The sequence below is a fragment of the Frankia sp. AgKG'84/4 genome (genome assembly GCF_023242965.2).
Taxonomy (GTDB): domain Bacteria; phylum Actinomycetota; class Actinomycetes; order Frankiales; family Frankiaceae; genus Frankia.
In genome coordinates, this window is record NZ_JALKFU020001310.1 from 1 (window position 1) to 2,117 (window position 2,117).

Here is a 2,117-nt window from a genome sequence, read left to right on the forward strand (position 1 = left end):
GCGACGACCGCTGCCGCGCCGAACTGCCGCCCGCGCCGGTCGCGCAGCACGCCGACGAGCATCAGGTGCTGTGCTGGCATCCCGGTCCGGCCACCGAGGTGGCGACCGGCCAGCCGCGGCCGCGGGCGGCGCAGAACCCGACGGTCGGACCCGCCGTACTCGCCGTACCCTGCGAACCCGCCGAGGCCGATGCCGTGCCGCTCATCGAGGTGGCCGCCGTCCACAAGCGGTACCGCACACCCGACGGCGGCTGGCGGCACGCCGTGCGGGACGTCTCCCTGGAGCTGTTCGCCGGCCAGACCCTCGGGGTCGTCGGCGAATCCGGTTCCGGGAAGACGACGGTCGCCCGGATCGTGCTCGGTGCCATCGAGCCGGACGAGGGCGCCGTGCGGTTCGCCGGCGAGCCGTGGAGCGGGCTGCCCGAACGTGAACGGCGCGCCCGTCGGCTGCGCCTCCAGGCCATCCACCAGGATCCGCTGGGGTCCTTCGACCCCCGGTTCAACACCGAGCGGATCATCGGCGAGGCACTGGGCATGGCCGGCGTGCCCCGCGGGCGGGCGCGTCGCGACCGGGTCGTCGACCTGCTCGACCGGGTCGGGCTGGGCGCCGAGCTGCTCCGACGGCGCCCACTGGAGCTCTCCGGCGGTCAGCGCCAGCGGGTCGCCATCGCCCGGGCGCTGGCACCGAATCCCGCGGTGCTGGTCTGCGACGAGCCGGTCTCCGCACTCGACGTCTCCGTCCAGGCACAGATCCTCGACCTGCTGGCCGACCTGCGCCGCGATCTCGGGGTGGCCATGCTGTTCATCTCCCACGACCTTGGCGTGATCCATCACACCAGCGATCGGATGGTGGTGATGAAGGACGGCCGGGTCGTCGAGAGCGGCGACGTCGAGGAGCTGTTCCGCGACCCGCGACAGGACTACACCCGGGCGCTGCTCGCCGCGGTGCCCCGGACCGACCGGCCTTGACGGGCGTGTCGGCGGGCGCCGGGCGCCGCTCCCCGTCGGTCCGGACGAAGGAACGCCGACGTCTGCTGGCCGCCCTGGACGCGGTCGCGGACGGCGCCGCCCGCGTCGTGGAGGTGTCCGGTGAACCCGGTAGCGGCAAGTCCCGCCTGTTGGGCGAACTGACCCGGCAGGCAGCGCGGCGCGGTCTGCCGGTGGTGACGGGCCGCTGCGCGCCGGCCGACCGCGACCTGCGCTTCGGCGTCTTTCACCGGCTGCTGTCCATCCGCCCGGCCGCGACGACGCACGACGGTGACGGCTCGCTGCCCGGAGCGCTGCTCGCGGCTCTGCTGGCCGGCCCGGAACCCGATGCCGACCCCGGCGATGCCGGCGCCGGCCCCGCCGCCGCGCTGTTCGACACGGCCCGTCTGCTGCTGGACCGGGTCGCCGGGGACGGCCTGGTCCTCGTCGTCGACGACCTGCACTGGTCGGACGAGGCGTCGATCGGGCTCGTCGAGCATCTCCTCCGCTGGCCCGTGGACGCCCCCCTGCTGCTCGTCGTGGCGCACCGGCCGCGGCAGAGCGCCCCCCAGCTGCTCGACGCCTTCGCCCACGGCGAGGATCTGGGCACCGTCGAACGCGTTGCCCTGCCGCCGCTGCACCTGGACCAGGCGGCCCGCCTGACGGGGCTCGACGCCGACGATCCGCGGCTGCGGGAGCTGCACCAGGCAAGCGAGGGCAACCCGCGCTACCTGCTCGGCCTCGCTCCCCCGCACGTCCCGCCAGCTCAGCACCTCCCGGCAGCTCAGCACCTGCCAGCGGGCCGGCGTCCGGGCGCCGCCACCGGGGACGCGGACAGCTCCGCCGCCGACCACAGCGCCCATCAGCTGGTCGCTCCGGTGCTGGCCGAGCTGGCGGAGCTGGGCCCGCAGTGCTCGCGGGTCGCCTGGGCCGCCGCCGTGCTCGCGGAGCCGTTCGACCTGGACACCATCGCGATCGTCGCCGATCTGGCGATCGACCCGGCCTGCACGGCCGTCGCCGCCCTCGTCGAGCGTGACCTGCTCCGGCCCGTCCACGGCGAGGCCGCATACCGGCTGCGGCACCGGCTGCTGGCCGCGCTGCTGTACACGACGCTGGATCCGGGCTGGCGCCGGGCGGCGCCCCCTCCCCCCC

General features: G+C 75.6%; 2 protein-coding genes. Both read left to right on the forward strand.

Annotated elements, in window-relative coordinates; translation table 11 throughout:
- A partial coding sequence (locus tag MXD58_RS29970) for an ABC transporter ATP-binding protein (RefSeq protein ID WP_250611510.1) occupies positions 1–968 on the forward strand: 968 nt, incomplete at its 5' end.
- A 5-nt stretch (positions 969–973) separates the two neighbouring features.
- Positions 974–2,117, forward strand: a 1,144-nt coding sequence (locus MXD58_RS29975; protein ID WP_250611512.1) for an AAA family ATPase, incomplete at its 3' end; no start/stop codon positions are given.